Here is a 16,095-nt window from a genome sequence, read left to right as displayed (position 1 = left end):
CAGGAGAAGCTAAATGAAAACGCTGCTGATAATCGATTCTTCGCTGGGACTGGCAACGGGCTATCTGGCAAAAAATATCACTACTGCGGCTGCTGCAAAAGCCGGTCTGACGCTGACGGATAATCCGGCAGAGGCGGACCAGGTCATTGTTGCAGGTAAAAATATTCCAGCGGACAGCACGCTGAACGGTAAAGCCATCTATCTGGCGGATATCGAGCAGCTGATGCGCGAACCTGCACAAGTGCTGGCGAAAGCGCAGACTGACGCCCAGCCGTACACTGCGCCAGCGGTGAGCGCGGCACCGGCACCGGCTGCGGCCGCCAGCAAAGGGCCAAAACGTATCGTGGCCGTCACTGCTTGCCCGACCGGCGTGGCGCACACCTTTATGGCGGCGGAAGCCATCGACACCGAAGCGAAAAAGCGCGGCTGGTGGGTGAAGGTGGAAACCCGTGGTTCAGTGGGCGCGGGTAACGCAATCACTGCGGAAGAAGTGGCAGAGGCCGACCTGGTGATCGTCGCGGCGGATATTGAAGTGGATCTGGCGAAGTTTGCCGGCAAGCCGATGTACCGCACCTCTACCGGACTTGCGCTGAAGAAAACCGCGCAGGAACTGGATAAGGCCGTGGCGGAAGCCAAGCCATATCAGCCGCAGGGCGGCCACTCTTCCGCTACCGAAGATAAGAAAGAGAAAGCGGGGGCTTATCGTCATCTGCTGACCGGCGTCTCTTACATGCTGCCGATGGTGGTCGCAGGGGGTCTGAGCATCGCGCTGTCGTTTGCCTTTGGTATCACCGCGTTTAAAGAGCAGGGTACGCTGGCTGCGGCGCTGATGCAGATTGGGGGTGGCAGTGCCTTCGCCCTGATGGTGCCGGTGCTGGCAGGTTTTATTGCCTTCTCGATTGCCGACCGTCCGGGTCTGACCCCGGGGCTGATTGGCGGGATGATCGCCACCAGCATTAACGCCGGCTTCCTTGGCGGGATTATCGCCGGTTTCATTGCCGGCTATGCCGCGAAGTTCCTCAGCTCGAAGGTGAAACTGCCGACCAGTATGGAAGCGCTGAAGCCGATCCTGATCATTCCGCTGGTTGCCAGCCTGATCACCGGTCTGCTGATGATCTACGTCGTGGGCACGCCGGTTGCCGGCATTATGTCCGGTCTGACCGCGTGGCTGGCGAACCTGGGTACCGCCAACGCGGTCGTACTGGGGGCGATTCTCGGCGGCATGATGTGTACTGATATGGGCGGCCCGGTGAACAAAGTGGCCTACGCGTTCGGCGTTGGGCTGTTAAGCTCACAAACCTACGCTCCTATGGCAGCGATTATGGCCGCCGGTATGGTGCCACCGCTGGCGATGGGCCTGGCGACGCTGGTTGCGCGTAAGAAGTTCAACAAGGGTCAGCAGGAAGGCGGCAAAGCGGCGCTGGTACTGGGACTGTGCTTTATTTCTGAAGGTGCGATTCCGTTTGCGGCGCGTGACCCGATGCGCGTCCTGCCTTGCTGCATCATCGGTGGTGCGGTAACGGGTGCGATGTCGATGGCGATTGGTGCCAAACTGATGGCGCCACACGGCGGTCTGTTTGTACTGCTGATCCCTGGCGCTATCACCCCGGTGCTGGGCTACCTGGGGGCGATTATCGTCGGTACGCTCATTGCTGGCCTGGCTTACGCGGTGCTGAAGCGCCCGGAAGCAGAAGCACTGAAAGTGTAATCTTATCACCGTAGGGGCGGGGCATGCCTCGCCCTGGTAACAGGTTATCAAAAGGGGTCAGGCATGCCTGACCCCTACTTTTTTAACGCTGTTCCGACTTCAGCCACGCAATCTCATCTTTCCAGATATCCGGGTTAACGGTTTCCAGAATCATCGGGATCCCGTCAAAACGCGCATCCTTCATTAGCCAGCTAAACACCGTTTTACCAATGTTGCCTTCGCCAAGACTGTGGTGACGGTCGACGCGGCTGTTAAACTCGCTCTTGGCATCATTGAGGTGCATCCCGCGCAGATACTGGAAGCCAACGATACGCTCAAACTCGGCAAAGGTTTTCACGCACTCATCTTCCGTGCGCAGATCGTAGCCCCCGGCAAATGCATGGCAGGTATCAATGCAGACGCCGACGCGGGATTTATCCTCAACGCCGTCGATAATCGCGGCCAGATGTTCAAAGCGGAAGCCAAGATTGCTGCCCTGACCGGCGGTGTTTTCGATCACCGCCGTCACCCCTTCGGTTTTATCCAGCACGATATTGATCGACTCGGCGATACGCTTCAGGCAATCCTCTTCGCTAATCTGATGCAGATGGCTGCCGGGATGGAAGTTCAGCAGCGTCAGGCCGAGCTGCATGCAGCGCGTTACTTCATCATGGAAAGCTTCGCGCGACTTCTCCAGCGCTTCACTCACCGGGTGGCCGAGGTTAATCAGGTAGCTGTCGTGCGGCAGGATCTGCCCGGGCGTGTAGTGATACTTTTCACAGGCGAGGCGAAAGGCGGAAATCACTTCATCAGTCAGCGGAGACGCGCGCCACTGGCGCTGGTTTTTGGTAAAGAGCGCGAAAGCAGTCGCTTCCAGTTCATATGCGCGTTGTACCGCCTGATCCACACCGCCAGCCGCGCTGACGTGGGCACCGATATATTTCATGCCGTTCTCCTGTTAATGATTCTGCGCAATGCAGGCGCATCATCATAACCGGAAAACGGCAGGAATTATGCCATCAAATGCGCGACCGCCAGATTGATCGCACCGCCACCGACAATCAGCCAGACAAACAGCATCAGTCCGAGCAGCAGCGGTTTCAGGCCCGCCTTTTTCAGTGAGCCAGCATGGGTGGTCAGGCCAAGCGCCGCCATCGCCGTTGCCAGTAAGATGTTATCCAGCTGATTGATATAACTAATTACCACCGGCGGCAGCAGATGCAGCGAGTTAAACAGCGTGACCACAATGAACATCAGCGCGAACCACGGGAAGGTAATCGGCCCGCTGCTTTTGCTGCTGTCACTGCGGCGCACCCGCGCTGCCAGCAGCACCAGGAACGGCGCAAGCATCATCACGCGTAGCAGTTTGGCGATGACCGCTGAGTTCTCTGCATCTGGGCCAATCGCGTGACCGGCGGCCACTACCTGCGCCACTTCATGCATGGTGGAACCGGTATAGACGCCGAATTCACTGGCGCTGATCTGCGGCAGCCAGTGGCTCACCAGCGGCCACATCAGCGGATAGATAAAGATTGCCAGCGTGCCGAAAATCACTACCGTCGCAATGGCGACCGCGACTTTGGCCGGGTCCGCTTTCACCACCGGTTCGGTCGCCAGTACCGCCGCGGCGCCGCAGATGCTGCTACCCGCGCCGATCAGCCAGCTGGTATCACGGTCCATCCCCAGCACGCGCTGCCCCAGCCAGCAGGCAAGCACGAAGGTGGAGCTGAGCGTCAGCGCATCGATAATCACACCGCTAATGCCGACATCGGTAAGCTGTTGCAGAGTTAAGCGAAAACCATACAGCACGATACCGGCGCGCAGCAGGCGCTGTTTGGCCAGCACGACGCCGCTGTCACAGCGCACGGCAATGCGCGGATAGACGCTATTACCGACCACGATCCCGCCGATAATCGCCAGCGTTAACGATCCCAGGCCCAGCGCGGCGATATGCGGTTGGTTGCCCAGCCAGATCGCCGCAGCGGCAATAACCAGCGCCAGCAATACGCCGGGAGCAAAACGCGTTGGACGCGGATGATGATGAGTAATATTCAGTTCAGCCATGATCTCTTCTCCTTATGCAATATCCACATAATGAGGGGGGCTGGTATAAAAGAGAAATTGATTATATATTTATAATTAACCACTATAAGTGTTAACGCGTTATCGTCTGATCGAGGCCCGATGCGCCGCAATAACCGTAAGGAACGACTATGCATATCACGCTGCGCCAGCTGGAAGTTTTTACCGAGGTGCTGAAAAGCGGATCGACCACCCAGGCATCTCAGGTGCTGGCGCTATCGCAGTCGGCCGTCAGCGCCGCCCTCGCCGATCTGGAGGGGCAGCTCAGCGTGCAGCTGTTTGACCGCGTCGGTAAACGGCTGGTCATTAACGAGCATGGCCGCCTGCTGTATCCGCGCGCGGTCGGATTGCTGGAGCAGGCGCTGGAGATCGAGCAGCTGTTCCGCGAAGATAACGGCGCGCTGCGCGTGTCGGCCAGTAGCACCATTGGCAACTATCTACTGCCGGGGATGATCGCTAACTACCGCCGCGATTTCCCGGCGCTGCCGCTGGAGATGAGCGTCGGCAACAGTCAGGATGTGATCACCGCCGTGGCGGATTTTCGCGTCGATATCGGCTTAATTGAGGGGCCGTGTCATATGGCCGAGCTCATCACCGAGCCGTGGCTGGAGGATGAGCTGGTGGTGTTTGCCGCACCGGGTGCCGCGATCCTCAGCCAGCCGGTCTCACTGAAAAGCCTGGCGGCTGCGCCATGGATCCTGCGTGAGCACGGTTCCGGCACGCGTGAGATTGTCGATTATCTGCTGCTGTCGCACCTGCCGCAGTTTGAGCTGGCGCTGGAGCTGGGCAATTCGGAGGCGATTAAAAATGCGGTGCGCCACGGCATGGGGATCAGCTGCCTGTCGCGGCGGGTGATTGCCGAGCAGCTGGAGATGGGAACGCTGGTGGAAGTGTCGATACCGCTGCCCGCGCTCAAGCGCACGCTGTACCGCATTCACCACCGCCAGAAGCATATTTCGAAAGCGCTGAGCCGTTTCCTGAGTTACTGCACCGAGTAACCGGGCCGACGATCCCCCGCAGGGGGCGACCATTTTTCCGCTCGCCCCGTGCTGAGGGTTTACACCTGACGTACCCGCGCTAATAATCCGCCGCCGATCATGAAGCTAACTTATAACGTGGCGTTATCGCTATACCGGGATGCCCATGTTGCTATAATCGCGCCTCATTTTTTGCAAGGCGCAGCGTTAAAACATGGATCATGACACAAAAACAACACAACCGCCTGGGTTAAGGCGTGAGCTTAAAGCTCGTCATTTAACGATGATCGCCATTGGCGGTTCAATTGGTACCGGTCTGTTTGTCGCCTCTGGCGCGACCATTTCGCAGGCTGGCCCGGGCGGGGCGCTACTCTCATACGCGCTGATCGGCCTGATGGTTTACTTCCTGATGACCAGCCTCGGTGAGCTGGCGGCGTTTATGCCGGTCTCAGGCTCATTTTCTACCTACGGCGCAAAATACGTCGAAGAGGGCTTCGGCTTCGCGCTGGGCTGGAACTACTGGTACAACTGGGCGGTGACCATCGCCGTTGACCTCGTCGCCTCACAGCTGGTGATGACCTGGTGGTTCCCGGATACCCCAGGCTGGATCTGGAGCGCGCTGTTCCTCTGCCTGATCTTCCTGCTTAACTACATCTCGGTGAAAGGCTTCGGCGAAGCGGAATACTGGTTCTCGCTGATCAAGGTCGCCACCGTGATCATCTTTATTATTGTCGGTGTGGCGATGATCGTCGGCATTCTGCGCGGCGGTGAGAGCGCGGGCTGGCACAACTGGCAGATTGGCGATGCGCCATTCTCCGGTGGGTTTGCCGCCATGATCGGCGTGGCGATGATTGTCGGCTTCTCCTTCCAGGGCACCGAGCTTATCGGCATCGCCGCCGGGGAATCGGAAGATCCGGCGAAGAACATTCCGCGCGCGGTGCGCCAGGTGTTCTGGCGTATCCTGCTATTCTACGTGTTGGCCATTCTGGTGATCAGCCTGATCATCCCGTACACCGACCCGAGCCTGCTGCGCAACGATGTGAAAGACATCAGCGTCAGCCCGTTCACCCTGGTGTTCCAGCACGCTGGCCTGCTGTCGGCTGCGGCGGTGATGAATGCGGTGATCCTGACGGCGGTACTGTCGGCGGGTAACTCCGGCATGTACGCCTCCACGCGTATGCTCTACACCCTGGCGTCTGAAGGCAAAGCGCCGCGCATTTTCGCCAGGCTGTCGAAAGGCGGCGTGCCGCGTAATGCGCTGTATGCCACCACCGTGGTCGCGGGCCTGTGCTTCCTGACCTCCATGTTTGGTAATCAGACCGTCTACCTGTGGCTGCTGAATACCTCGGGCATGACCGGCTTTATCGCTTGGCTCGGGATTGCTATCAGCCACTACCGCTTCCGCCGCGGTTATGTGGCGCAGGGGCACGATCTGGCCGATCTGCCTTACCGCTCCGGCTTCTTCCCGCTGGGGCCGATCTTCGCCTTCGTGCTGTGCCTGATTATTACCCTCGGCCAGAACTACCAGGCATTCCTGTCCGACACCATCGACTGGGGCGGCGTGGCGGCAACCTACATCGGTATCCCGCTGTTCCTGATTATCTGGTTCGGATTCAAGCTGACGCGCAAAACGCGTTTCGTGAAGTACAGCGAGATGGAATTCCCGAAATTCGAGAAATAAATCGGGCGGAAAGTTAACTCAGGCGCGGGCTCTCCGCGCCTTTTTTTATTCTGAAATCTGGGATTACAAATATTACTGATACGTATTATCATTTGCTCTATTTTATCGCACCTGAACACAAAAACAGGGATTCAAATGAGTGTAACCCACGAACCGCTGGCAACCTCTGCCGCGCAGCCTCCTGAAGGCGTGATGGGGCGCTACCATCAGCTGCTGCGCCACCGCCTGCTGATGATGGCGATTCTGCTGCTGGCGATTGTCGCCTCGCTGGTGCTGGACTTTACCCTTGGCCCTTCGGGCCTGTCGCTCTCCACGCTGTGGCAAACGCTGCTGTCGCCGGAAACGGTTGATGCCGGCACCCGGGTGATCGTTTGGGATATTCGCCTGCCCTATGCGCTGATGGCGGTGGTGGTTGGGCTGGGGCTGGGCCTCGCCGGGGCTGAGATGCAAACCATCCTGAATAACCCGCTGGCCAGTCCGTTTACCCTTGGCGTCTCCTCCGCCGCCGCGTTTGGCGCCGCGCTGGCGATTGTGCTGGGCATCGGTATTCCGGGCATTCCCGATCAGTGGTTTATCTCCGCCAATGCGTTTGTCTTTGCGCTGTTTGCCGCGCTGATGCTGGATGCGGTAACGCGCTGGACGCAGGTGGCAACCTCCGGCGTGGTGCTGTTTGGCATTGCGCTGGTGTTCACCTTCAACGCGCTGGTGTCGATGATGCAGTTTATCGCCAGCGAAGACACCCTGCAGGGGCTGGTATTCTGGACCATGGGCAGCCTGGCGCGCGCGTCGTGGGATAAACTGGGCGTGCTGTGCATCGCGCTGCTGGTGCTGGTGCCGTTTTCGCTGCTGAGCAGCTGGAAACTCACCGCGCTGCGCCTTGGCGAAGATCGCGCCGTCAGTTTTGGCATCGACGTGCGCCGCCTGCGCCTCGCGACGCTGCTGCGCATCAGCATTATCTCCGCGCTGGCGGTGGCGTTCGTCGGGCCCATTGGCTTTATCGGCCTGGTGGCACCGCATATCGCTCGAATGCTGTTTGGCGAAGATCACCGCTTATATCTGCCTGCCAGTGCGCTGACCGGGGCGCTGGTGCTGTCGATGGCCTCGGTGGTGTCGAAGAATTTGATCCCCGGTGTGATCATTCCAGTGGGCATTGTGACCTCGCTGGTGGGTGTGCCGTTCTTCCTGAGTATTATTCTGCGCCACCGAGGGAGTGTCTGATGCAGGGGTTAAAAATCAGCGGCTTTAACGCCGGTTATCCGAAGCGCCAGATTATCAGCGACCTCAATGTGCCCCTGCTGCCACGCGGCAAAATCACCGTACTGCTGGGGCCGAATGGCTGCGGTAAATCGACGCTGCTGCGCTCGCTGGCGGGGCTTAACCGCGCCTCCGGTGAGCTGTGGCTAAATGGTGAAGAGCTGATGGCGCTGCCGTTTGCCCGCCGCGCCAGCCGCGTGGTCTATCTGCCGCAGTCGCTGCCCGCCGGGGTGCATCTGCACGTGCTGGAGTCGATTATCGTGGCGCAGCGCGCCAGCGGCGGGCGGAGCAGTGCTGCCAGCGAAGCGGAAGTGATGGCGCTGCTGGAGCAGTTGGGGATCGCTCATCTGGCGCTGAGCTATCTCGACCAGCTTTCCGGCGGGCAGAAGCAGCTGGTGGGCCTGGCGCAGTCATTGATCCGCCGCCCGGAGCTGCTGCTGCTGGATGAACCGCTTAGCGCGCTGGATCTGAACTACCAGTTCCACGTGATGGATCTGGTGCGGCGCGAAACGCGGCTGCGCAATATCGTCACGGTGGTAGTGGTACACGATATCAATATCGCGCTGCGCCACGGTGAGCATGTGCTGATGTTGCAGAACGGCGAGCTGATAGCGGATGGATTGCCAGAAGAGGTGATCACGCCGCAGAGCCTGGCACGGGTGTACGGCGTGAAAGGGCGCATTGAGCGCTGTTCGCAGGGCACCCCGCAGGTATTAATTGATGGATTAGTTGAATCACCGGCGTTTTGATTATGGGCCGACCGGAAAAAAAGGTCGGCCTCTGGGCGCAATCATGTAGGGGCCGACCCTCTGTTTCGGTCGGCCCGATTTTTATGCCAGCAGATGCTGCGCATGGAAGCGCAGGTGATCCTCAACAAAACTGGCGATAAAGAAGTAGCTGTGGTCGTATCCCGGCTGCTCACGCACCGTTAACGGATACTTCACCTCCAGCGCAATCTCTTCCAGCCGCTGCGGCCGCAGCTGATCGGCGAGGAACTGATCGCTGTCCCCCTGGTCGATCAGCATCGGCAGCACCGCACCGCCGTTACGCATCAGCCAGCAGCTGTCGTATTGACGCCACGTCGTCTCATCATCACCCAGATAAGCGCGGAAGGCTTTTTGCCCCCACGGCACTTCCAGCGGATTGACGATAGGGGCAAATGCCGACACCGAACTGAATTTCCCCGGATTACGCAGCGCAATCATCAGCGCGCCGTGGCCGCCCATCGAGTGCCCCATTATCGCCTGACGATCGCTGACGTTGAAATTACCGGAAATCAGCGCCGGTAGCTCATCGTTGATGTAGTCATACATGCGAAAATGACTGGCCCACGGTGCCTCGGTGGCATTGAGGTAGAACCCGGCGCCCTGGCCGAGGTCATAGCCCTCGTCATTGGCAACGCTTTCGCCGCGCGGGCTGGTATCCGGCATCACCAGCACCAGCCCCAGTTCGGCGGCTACGCGCTGCGCGCCGGACTTAACGCTGAAGTTCTCATCGCTGCAGGTCAGCCCCGCGAGGAAGTACACCACCGGCGGCGGGGTACTGCCTTTTGGGCCAGGCAGGAATACGCTAAAGGTCATCGCGCAGTTGAGGCTGGTTGACGGGTGGCGATAGCGCTGCTGCCAGCCGCCAAACAGGCGATGTTCTTCTAAAAGCTCCAGTGTGGATGGCATCCTTTCCTCGCTTATTTTTTGTTGAAATGAATCACAGAGCGAATGGATTTGCCTTCGTGCATCAGGTCAAACGCTTCGTTAATCTCTTCCAGCGGCATGGTGTGGGTAATAAAGTCGTTAAGCTGGAACTCACCGTTCATGTAACGCTCAACAATGCCCGGCAGCTGCGAACGGCCCTTCACGCCACCAAAGGCGGAACCGCGCCATACGCGTCCGGTCACCAGCTGGAATGGACGGGTAGCGATCTCTTCGCCTGCACCGGCCACGCCGATAATCACTGACTCGCCCCAGCCCTTGTGGCAGCACTCCAGTGCGGAACGCATCACGTTGACGTTGCCGATACATTCAAAGGAGAAGTCGACGCCGCCGTCGGTCATTTCGACAATCACGTCCTGAATCGGCTTATCGAAATCTTTCGGGTTGATCAGGTCAGTGGCACCGAGCTTGCGCGCCAGGTCGTATTTGCTGGTGTTGATATCGATGCCAATAATGCGCCCAGCCTTGGCCATTTTAGCGCCGATAATCGCCGACAGACCGATGCCGCCAAGGCCGAAGATCGCCACGGTATCGCCTTCCTTCACTTTCGCGGTGTTCATCACCGCGCCCATGCCGGTGGTCACGCCACAGCCCAGCAGGCAGACTTCTTCCAGCGGCGCTTCTTTACTGACCACCGCCAGCGAGATTTCTGGCACCACGGTGTACTCAGAGAAGGTAGAGGTACCCATATAGTGGAAGATCGGCTGGCCGTCTTTAAAGAAGCGGGTGGTGCCGTCCGGCATCAGGCCCTTGCCCTGGGTGGTGCGGATGGCCTGGCACAGGTTAGTTTTACCGGACAGGCAGAATTTACACTTGCCGCATTCGGGAGTGTAAAGCGGGATAACGTGGTCGCCAATCGCGACGCTGGTCACGCCTTCACCGATGGCTTCCACCACGCCGCCGCCTTCATGGCCGAGGATAGCCGGGAACACGCCTTCCGGATCTTTGCCGGAAAGGGTGTAGGCATCGGTGTGGCATACGCCGGTGGCGACGATGCGCACCAGCACTTCGCCTTTTTGCGGCGGCATCAGATCCACTTCTTCAATCTTCAGCGGCTCACCGGCGGCCCATGCTACGGCGGCGCGTGTTTTAATCATCTGCATATATTTTTTTCCTGTCAGTCGTGGAGAGAGTTAAGCGTAACCAGGGTTGAGGAAAAGCGCTGCTAATCGCTGGACTTCTCGTCAAATTGTTCAATAATCAGGTACTTCAGCGCTTCCACGTTGGGAGTGAAAGCATCGCGACGCCACACCAGCCAGGTGTCGGTATCACGTAATTCAGCGGGGATGGGGTGCTGGCGCACGCGCTCGCGACCGGGCATCTGCTCCAGCACGGCGGCGGGTAACAGTGCCAGGCCGCCACCGCTGGCCACGCAGGCCAGCATGGCGTGATAGGACTGGATCTCCATCACGTTGCCGGGCTGTACCCCGGCGGCGCGGAACCAGTTCTCAAAGCGCACGCGATAGGAGCAGCTGGGACGAAAGCCAAACAATGTACAGCCTGCGGCGTCAGCCGGCTGGGTTATCAGGGCATGCTCGGTGCTTGAGATCAACACCATCTGCTCAGGAAACGCTTTACAGCTGTTCAGCTCATCAACGTTGATTGGACCGTCGACGAGCGCGGCGGCCAGCGTACCGGCGCGCACGCGCTCAATAATATCGCCGGAAGTGCCGGTACTCAGCGCCAGCGATACGGCCGGATAGCGCTGATGAAACTCGGCCAACAGGGTGGGCAGGCGAGTGGCGGCGGTGCTTTCCATCGAACCGAGCGCGAAATTACCCGCGGGTTCGCCGCCTTTCGCCATATTGAGCGCTTCCTCGCTCAGCGCCAGAATGCGCTGGGCATAGCAGAGAAAATTATGCCCCATCGGCGACAGGCGCAGGCGCTGTTTTTCGCGGATAAACAGATCGGTGCCCAGCTCTTCTTCCAGCTGGCGCAGGCGAGTGGTGAGGTTGGACGGGACGCGATGAAGCTGCTCCGCCGCGCGCACCACCGATCCGCTTTCGGCCACGGCACAGAACATTTTTAGCTGGGTCAGATCCATGTATTCTCTTATTGTAAGTAACTTGATTACTATTATTCACTTTTCGTGAGTTTACTCATCCCCCATGCTGGTGGCAACTGAAAAACAGAATCTGAGGTAAAAATGGCTGTGCGCGTCGCGTTTAGCGCCTTTCTGGCGTTGGTAGTAGCAATGGGGATTGGGCGTTTTGCCTTTACGCCGCAGGTGCCATTAATGATAGCCGAACATCAGCTGTCGCTGACCAGCGCGGCGGTGGTGGCGGCCTTAAACTATCTGGGATATTTGTGCGGCTCGTTTGACGCCATGCGCGCTACGCGCCGGGTAGAGTGGCGCTTACAGGCCGGCATCTGGGGCGCCGTGCTGCTGACGCTGCTGTCGGCCTGCGTCTCCGGGCCGTGGCTGCACGGCGTGGTGCGCTTCCTGATCGGCTGGGCCAGCGGCTGGGGGATGGTGCTGATCGCCGCCTGGAGCAACGAGCAGCTGCACCGCTACCAGCGTCCGGGCCTCAGCGCCGCCGTTTTTGCTGGCCCCGGCACCGGGATTTTTATTAGCGGCATGCTGGCCGTCGGGCTGCATAGCCTGCAGGTTTCCGCGGCCTGGGCGTGGGCCGCTTACGGCGTGCTGGCGCTGATTCTGGTGGCGCTGATCGCCCGCACGCTGCCACGCACCGGTCAGCTTCATCGCCCGGATATTGCGCCGGAGCCGCTGCGCCTGACGACGGGCCTGAAGCGGCTGGTGTGGAGCTACAGCCTGGCCGGGTTTGGTTACATTCTGCCCGCCACCTTTCTGGCCCAGATGGCGACCACCCGCTTCCCCGGCCTGATCAGCCAGTTTGTCTGGCCGGTATTTGGTGGGGCAGCGGTGATCGGCATTGTGATTGGCATCCTCACGCGTCATCTGGGCAGCAGTAACCGCCGCCTGGCGCTGGTGCTGTGGGTGCAGGCGTTAGGCGTATTTGCCTCCGATCTGCTGCCCGGACTGGGCGGGCTGGCGCTGGGGGCCGCACTGGTCGGCGGCGGCTTCCTCTGCGTGGTGCAGCTGTCGCTGCAGTACGCGCGTGAACTGGCGCCGCAGCACACGCGCTATCTCGCCGGGCTGCTGACCACCGGCTATGCGGTAGGGCAGTTGGTCGGGCCGCTGCTGTCGGCTGCCTCCACCGCGTTAACGCACCGGCTGGAACCGGCGCTGTATGTGGCAGGCGTGGCGCTGCTGATCGCCGGCCTGCTGGTGTGGCAGCGTGACGCGATGGCTGAATGAAGCAGTTTCATCGTCAATTGCTCTGATTCACTGGATTACACCGGCAATGTGTACCAAAATAGGGCCTCAGAATTTTCGCCAGGACTGTCCCCTTCATCTTTCACGCTGCAGGTGCGTTGGCTGCCCTTACGCGCCCCGGTCACTTACCGATGTAAGCTCCCGGGGACTTGTTCGGTTGCCGCCTTCCTGCAACATGAAATCTATTGGGGGATTTAATCCTGGCAAGTCACACCTGCCGGAGAAAGAAAATCATGGCGACGTTGAGTCAGGAAGCCACACTCGTTCACGAAGCACTGCTTGCCCGTGGTCTGGAAACCCCGCTGCGTTCACCCGTGCGCGACATGGATGATGACACGCGTAAAGCGCTGATCGCCGGTCATATGACCGAGATTATGCAGCTGCTCAATCTCGATCTCGAAGATGACAGCCTGGCGGAAACCCCGCAGCGCATCGCCAAAATGTACGTTAATGAAGTGTTTTCCGGCCTGGATTACGCCAACTTCCCGAAAATCACCCTGATTGAAAACAAAATGAAAGTGGACGAGATGGTAACGGTACGTGATATCACGCTGACCAGCACCTGCGAACACCATTTTGTGATTATCGATGGCCAGGCGACCGTGGCGTATATTCCGAAAGATAAGGTGATTGGCCTGTCGAAAATCAACCGCATCGTGCAGTTCTTCTCCTCGCGCCCGCAGGTGCAGGAACGATTGACGCAGCAGATCCTGCTGGCGCTGCAAACGCTGCTCGGCACCAATAATGTGGCCGTATCGATCGATGCCGTTCACTATTGCGTGAAAGCACGCGGCATTCGTGATGCTACCAGCGCCACCACCACCACTTCACTGGGTGGGCTGTTCAAGTCGAGCCAGAACACTCGGCAGGAGTTTCTGCGCTCCGTACGCCACCGTTAACTGATTATCCCTCTCAGGGGCGGACCCCCTGTTTATCGGTCCGCCCGTAATGGCCTCAGCATCCCTGATGTGGAACCTTTTATGCCGCGTATTGTTCCGCTGGATTTTGTGCGTGGGATGGCGATCCTCGGCATCCTGCTGCTGAATATCACCGCCTTTGGCCTGCCGAAGGCCGCCTATCTTAATCCTGCCTGGCAGGGGCTACCGTCCGCCAGCGATTTCTGGGTATGGGCGAGCATGGATCTGCTGGCGCAGGCGAAATTTCTTACGCTGTTTGCCATTCTGTTCGGTGCCGGGCTGCAACTGCTGCTGCCACGCGGCAAGCGCTGGATCCAGTCGCGCCTGTCGTGGCTGGTGATCTTCGGTTTACTGCATGCGCTGCTGCTGTGGGAGGGCGATATCCTGCTGGCCTATGGGCTGGTGGGGTTAATTGCGTGGCGCATGATCCGCGACGTGCCGGGTACGCGGCAGCTGTTTAACACCGGCGTGATGCTTTACCTGATCGGTAGCGCGGTGCTGGTGGTGCTCGGGTTGGCGTCCGGACCCACGCCTAACAGCTCCTGGCTGCCGGGTGCGGCCGAGGTGCAGTATGAAACCTTCTGGCGGACTCAGGGCGGTTGGGAAGCGGCGTTTAATCGTCTTGATATGCTGGGTTCGGCGCTGATGGCGCTGGCGGCGCAGTATGGCTGGCAGCTGGCGGGGCTGATGATGCTGGGCGCCGCGCTGATGCGCAGCGGCTGGCTGCAGGGCACCTACAGCCTGCAGCACTATCGTCGCAGCGGACTGATCCTCATTACCGCAGGCCTGGCGATTGAGCTGCCGTCGATCGTCATGCAGTGGGTAACGCAGTGGGATTTCCGCTGGTCCGGCTTCTTCCTGCAGGTGCCGCGTGAAATCAGTGCGCCGCTGCAGGCGCTGGGCTATGCCGCGTTATGCTTCGGTTTCTGGCCGCAGTTACAGCGTTTTCGCATCACGCACGGCATTACCGCCGTAGGACGGATGGCGCTGAGTAACTACCTGTTACAGACGCTGATCTGCACCACGCTATTTAACCACTTTGCGCTGTTTAATCAGCTGGACCGCCTGCAGTTGTTGATGCTGGTGCCGGCGATCTGGCTGATTAACCTGTTGTTTTCCACCCTGTGGCTGCGCGTTTTCCGCCAGGGACCGATGGAGTGGTTATGGCGGCGTTTAACCCGCCAATGTTAGAGACACATCATTGGATTAATGAGAAAGAGTTAAGGCTAATCATCACTGCCAAGAAAACGTGCCCTGACCCGATCTAACGGTGCTATCAGCATGGCGATAAGGGGTTTTTTATCTACTACAATATCAGCGCCCAGGGTCATACCTCCCATCAATAACCGCTGATGTTTATTTGGGTCAGTAAAACTGGCAGGAAGACTGATACGTGCCAGATACCATGTCTGCCCCTGAGGCAGAGTGATTAATGCCGATTTAGCATCAATATTCACTGGGTAAAAATCTTTGAGTGTGGTGGTGACAGTGCCATATTTATCCACTGGCCAGGCATCGAAATGTACTTTCACCGATTCACCAGGGTGAATCCTTCCAGCTCCTGTTGAGGGAATATAGACATATCCCTCAAGTGGGCTGTTCAGATCGTGACGAATGACCATAACCACTTCATTGTCTTGAGTAACAGCCCGGCCAGGTGGGAAGTTAATCGCAACAACATAGCCACTAATAGGGGCTAACATAGCCAGACTCTTACTACCACGTGATGCAAGAGTGCGATCTATTTCGCTAACTCTACTGCTGAGACTCAATGCCTGGTTTGACAAATCGTCAATTTGAAAATTAGTATTGTTTGTCAGGCTACTTTTATTGCTTTCCAGCTGGAGTATTGAGGTTTCCTCCAGCTTCAGATTTAATTGTGCATTAAGGAGATCGTTAGTGCGTTGATTCAAGTCAAGCTGTGAAACATAACCTCTATCAATCATCTTCTTATAAGAGTCTAAAGTCTGCTGAGTATTTTTTACCAACTGTTTGGTTTTATTTACTTTGATCTCTGATGCTGCAATCTGCGCATCTATTAACTTATGCTGCAGGATAAGATTGGCTTTAAGCTTTTCAACCGATAGTTTTAACTCCCTGATGCGAATCTCTGCACGATTTTTTTCTTGCTGATAGCGTTTAGCTTCATAATCGATCACCGAGCCATCTTTTCCACCATAGTCTTGAGTCAGAGTAAACAGTACCTGATTCTCTTCAATGTACTGCCCGACTGTAACAGGGATATCCACTATTGTACCTGATGCTTTGGCCCGGACTTCAGCATCACCTTTCGCACTAATAATAACCCCGCGAGCCGGAGTTGTTTCGGAGAAATCAATGATAATCGAATAAGTCAGTAAGCAAATAAAGAACAGTGAAAAAAGAGTGGAGACGGCCTTAAGCGTCGGAATGTTAACCCGGTAAATGCGGGCGTATTTATTTCCGGTAACCACCGGTGGATGGTCCTTGCGGTTTTTAATCAAAGACATA

Annotated in this window: 14 protein-coding genes; 8 read left to right on the top strand and 6 right to left on the bottom strand. The window is 58.0% G+C overall.

Going from position 1 to position 16,095, the window contains the following annotated elements; genetic code table 11:
- The first annotated feature begins 13 nt into the window (after window positions 1-13).
- The gene (gene fruA, locus J2Y91_RS00325; protein WP_048915517.1) at window positions 14-1,708 is read left to right on the top strand and encodes a PTS fructose transporter subunit IIBC; all 1,695 of its coding nucleotides are present in this window, start codon (window positions 14-16) and stop codon (window positions 1,706-1,708) included.
- Window positions 1,709-1,790: 82 nt separating this feature from the next.
- On the opposite strand, the gene nfo is transcribed toward fruA, so the two are convergent.
- On the bottom strand, window positions 1,791-2,633 hold the full coding sequence (nfo, locus tag J2Y91_RS00320; RefSeq protein ID WP_048915518.1) for a deoxyribonuclease IV: 843 nt from the start codon (window positions 2,631-2,633) through the stop codon (window positions 1,791-1,793).
- A gap of 65 nt (window positions 2,634-2,698) precedes the next feature.
- Window positions 2,699-3,751, bottom strand: a complete 1,053-nt coding sequence (locus J2Y91_RS00315; RefSeq protein WP_253536781.1) for a YeiH family putative sulfate export transporter — start codon at window positions 3,749-3,751, stop codon at window positions 2,699-2,701.
- A 149-nt stretch (window positions 3,752-3,900) separates the two neighbouring features.
- Between J2Y91_RS00315 and yieE the strand changes: the two genes are divergently transcribed.
- The 4 genes from yieE (at window position 3,901) to J2Y91_RS00295 (ending at window position 8,430) form a co-directional block, all read left to right on the top strand.
- Window positions 3,901-4,767, top strand: a complete 867-nt coding sequence (gene yieE / locus J2Y91_RS00310; protein WP_048915520.1) for a DNA-binding transcriptional regulator YeiE — start codon at window positions 3,901-3,903, stop codon at window positions 4,765-4,767.
- A gap of 193 nt (window positions 4,768-4,960) precedes the next feature.
- Window positions 4,961-6,427, top strand: a complete 1,467-nt coding sequence (locus J2Y91_RS00305; protein WP_133623248.1) for an amino acid permease — start codon at window positions 4,961-4,963, stop codon at window positions 6,425-6,427.
- A gap of 135 nt (window positions 6,428-6,562) precedes the next feature.
- Entirely contained in the window at window positions 6,563-7,645 is a 1,083-nt protein-coding gene (locus tag J2Y91_RS00300) for a FecCD family ABC transporter permease (RefSeq protein ID WP_253536779.1), read from the top strand.
- A complete protein-coding gene (locus J2Y91_RS00295) occupies window positions 7,645-8,430 on the top strand; it encodes an ABC transporter ATP-binding protein (RefSeq protein ID WP_253536777.1) in 786 nt (261 codons plus the stop codon). The genes J2Y91_RS00300 and J2Y91_RS00295 overlap by 1 nt, the downstream gene beginning before the upstream one ends.
- 81 nt (window positions 8,431-8,511) lie before the next feature.
- Here J2Y91_RS00295 and fghA read toward each other — a convergent pair whose 3' ends face one another.
- The 3 genes from fghA to ptrR form a co-directional block, all read right to left on the bottom strand.
- Window positions 8,512-9,354 carry an S-formylglutathione hydrolase gene (fghA, locus tag J2Y91_RS00290; RefSeq protein ID WP_253536775.1) on the bottom strand — a complete coding sequence of 281 codons (843 nt, stop codon included), beginning with the start codon at window positions 9,352-9,354 and terminating at the stop codon, window positions 8,512-8,514.
- 11 nt (window positions 9,355-9,365) lie between these two features.
- Entirely contained in the window at window positions 9,366-10,493 is a 1,128-nt protein-coding gene (locus J2Y91_RS00285; RefSeq protein ID WP_253536773.1) for an S-(hydroxymethyl)glutathione dehydrogenase/class III alcohol dehydrogenase, read from the bottom strand.
- A gap of 62 nt (window positions 10,494-10,555) precedes the next feature.
- The gene (ptrR, locus tag J2Y91_RS00280; RefSeq protein ID WP_133623250.1) at window positions 10,556-11,434 is read right to left on the bottom strand and encodes a putrescine utilization regulator PtrR; all 879 of its coding nucleotides are present in this window, start codon (window positions 11,432-11,434) and stop codon (window positions 10,556-10,558) included.
- Window positions 11,435-11,536: 102 nt separating this feature from the next.
- Between ptrR and J2Y91_RS00275 the strand changes: the two genes are divergently transcribed.
- From J2Y91_RS00275 to yeiB, 3 genes are all read left to right on the top strand, one after another.
- Window positions 11,537-12,670, top strand: coding sequence for a YbfB/YjiJ family MFS transporter (locus J2Y91_RS00275; protein ID WP_062818167.1), 1,134 nt, complete (start codon window positions 11,537-11,539; stop codon window positions 12,668-12,670).
- Between the two features lie 251 nt (window positions 12,671-12,921).
- Window positions 12,922-13,587, top strand: coding sequence for a GTP cyclohydrolase I FolE (folE, locus tag J2Y91_RS00270; RefSeq protein ID WP_048915529.1), 666 nt, complete (start codon window positions 12,922-12,924; stop codon window positions 13,585-13,587).
- 81 nt (window positions 13,588-13,668) lie between these two features.
- Window positions 13,669-14,796, top strand: a complete 1,128-nt coding sequence (yeiB, locus tag J2Y91_RS00265; RefSeq protein WP_187496808.1) for a DUF418 domain-containing protein YeiB — start codon at window positions 13,669-13,671, stop codon at window positions 14,794-14,796.
- A 35-nt stretch (window positions 14,797-14,831) separates the two neighbouring features.
- Here the strand turns inward: yeiB and J2Y91_RS00260 are convergent, their stop codons facing one another.
- Entirely contained in the window at window positions 14,832-16,094 is a 1,263-nt protein-coding gene (locus J2Y91_RS00260; protein ID WP_253536771.1) for an HlyD family secretion protein, read from the bottom strand.
- Window position 16,095: the final 1 nt, after the last annotated feature.

Source organism: Erwinia aphidicola (assembly GCF_024169515.1).
Classification (GTDB): domain Bacteria; phylum Pseudomonadota; class Gammaproteobacteria; order Enterobacterales; family Enterobacteriaceae; genus Erwinia; species Erwinia aphidicola.
Note: the sequence above shows the minus strand (reverse complement) of the source record. Positions and strands in the feature narration are given on the sequence as shown.

What these genes read in the sequence shown, in the direction of transcription:
- fruA (WP_048915517.1), top strand. Translation starts at nt 14, where the DNA reads ATGAAAACGCTGCTGATAATCGATTCTTCGCTGGGACTGGCAACGGGC.
- nfo (WP_048915518.1), bottom strand. Translation starts at nt 2,633, where the DNA reads ATGAAATATATCGGTGCCCACGTCAGCGCGGCTGGCGGTGTGGATCAG.
- J2Y91_RS00315 (WP_253536781.1), bottom strand. Translation starts at nt 3,751, where the DNA reads ATGGCTGAACTGAATATTACTCATCATCATCCGCGTCCAACGCGTTTT.
- yieE (WP_048915520.1), top strand. Translation starts at nt 3,901, where the DNA reads ATGCATATCACGCTGCGCCAGCTGGAAGTTTTTACCGAGGTGCTGAAA.
- J2Y91_RS00305 (WP_133623248.1), top strand. Translation starts at nt 4,961, where the DNA reads ATGGATCATGACACAAAAACAACACAACCGCCTGGGTTAAGGCGTGAG.
- J2Y91_RS00300 (WP_253536779.1), top strand. Translation starts at nt 6,563, where the DNA reads ATGAGTGTAACCCACGAACCGCTGGCAACCTCTGCCGCGCAGCCTCCT.
- J2Y91_RS00295 (WP_253536777.1), top strand. Translation starts at nt 7,645, where the DNA reads ATGCAGGGGTTAAAAATCAGCGGCTTTAACGCCGGTTATCCGAAGCGC.
- fghA (WP_253536775.1), bottom strand. Translation starts at nt 9,354, where the DNA reads ATGCCATCCACACTGGAGCTTTTAGAAGAACATCGCCTGTTTGGCGGC.
- J2Y91_RS00285 (WP_253536773.1), bottom strand. Translation starts at nt 10,493, where the DNA reads ATGCAGATGATTAAAACACGCGCCGCCGTAGCATGGGCCGCCGGTGAG.
- ptrR (WP_133623250.1), bottom strand. Translation starts at nt 11,434, where the DNA reads ATGGATCTGACCCAGCTAAAAATGTTCTGTGCCGTGGCCGAAAGCGGA.
- J2Y91_RS00275 (WP_062818167.1), top strand. Translation starts at nt 11,537, where the DNA reads ATGGCTGTGCGCGTCGCGTTTAGCGCCTTTCTGGCGTTGGTAGTAGCA.
- folE (WP_048915529.1), top strand. Translation starts at nt 12,922, where the DNA reads ATGGCGACGTTGAGTCAGGAAGCCACACTCGTTCACGAAGCACTGCTT.
- yeiB (WP_187496808.1), top strand. Translation starts at nt 13,669, where the DNA reads ATGCCGCGTATTGTTCCGCTGGATTTTGTGCGTGGGATGGCGATCCTC.
- J2Y91_RS00260 (WP_253536771.1), bottom strand. Translation starts at nt 16,094, where the DNA reads ATGTCTTTGATTAAAAACCGCAAGGACCATCCACCGGTGGTTACCGGA.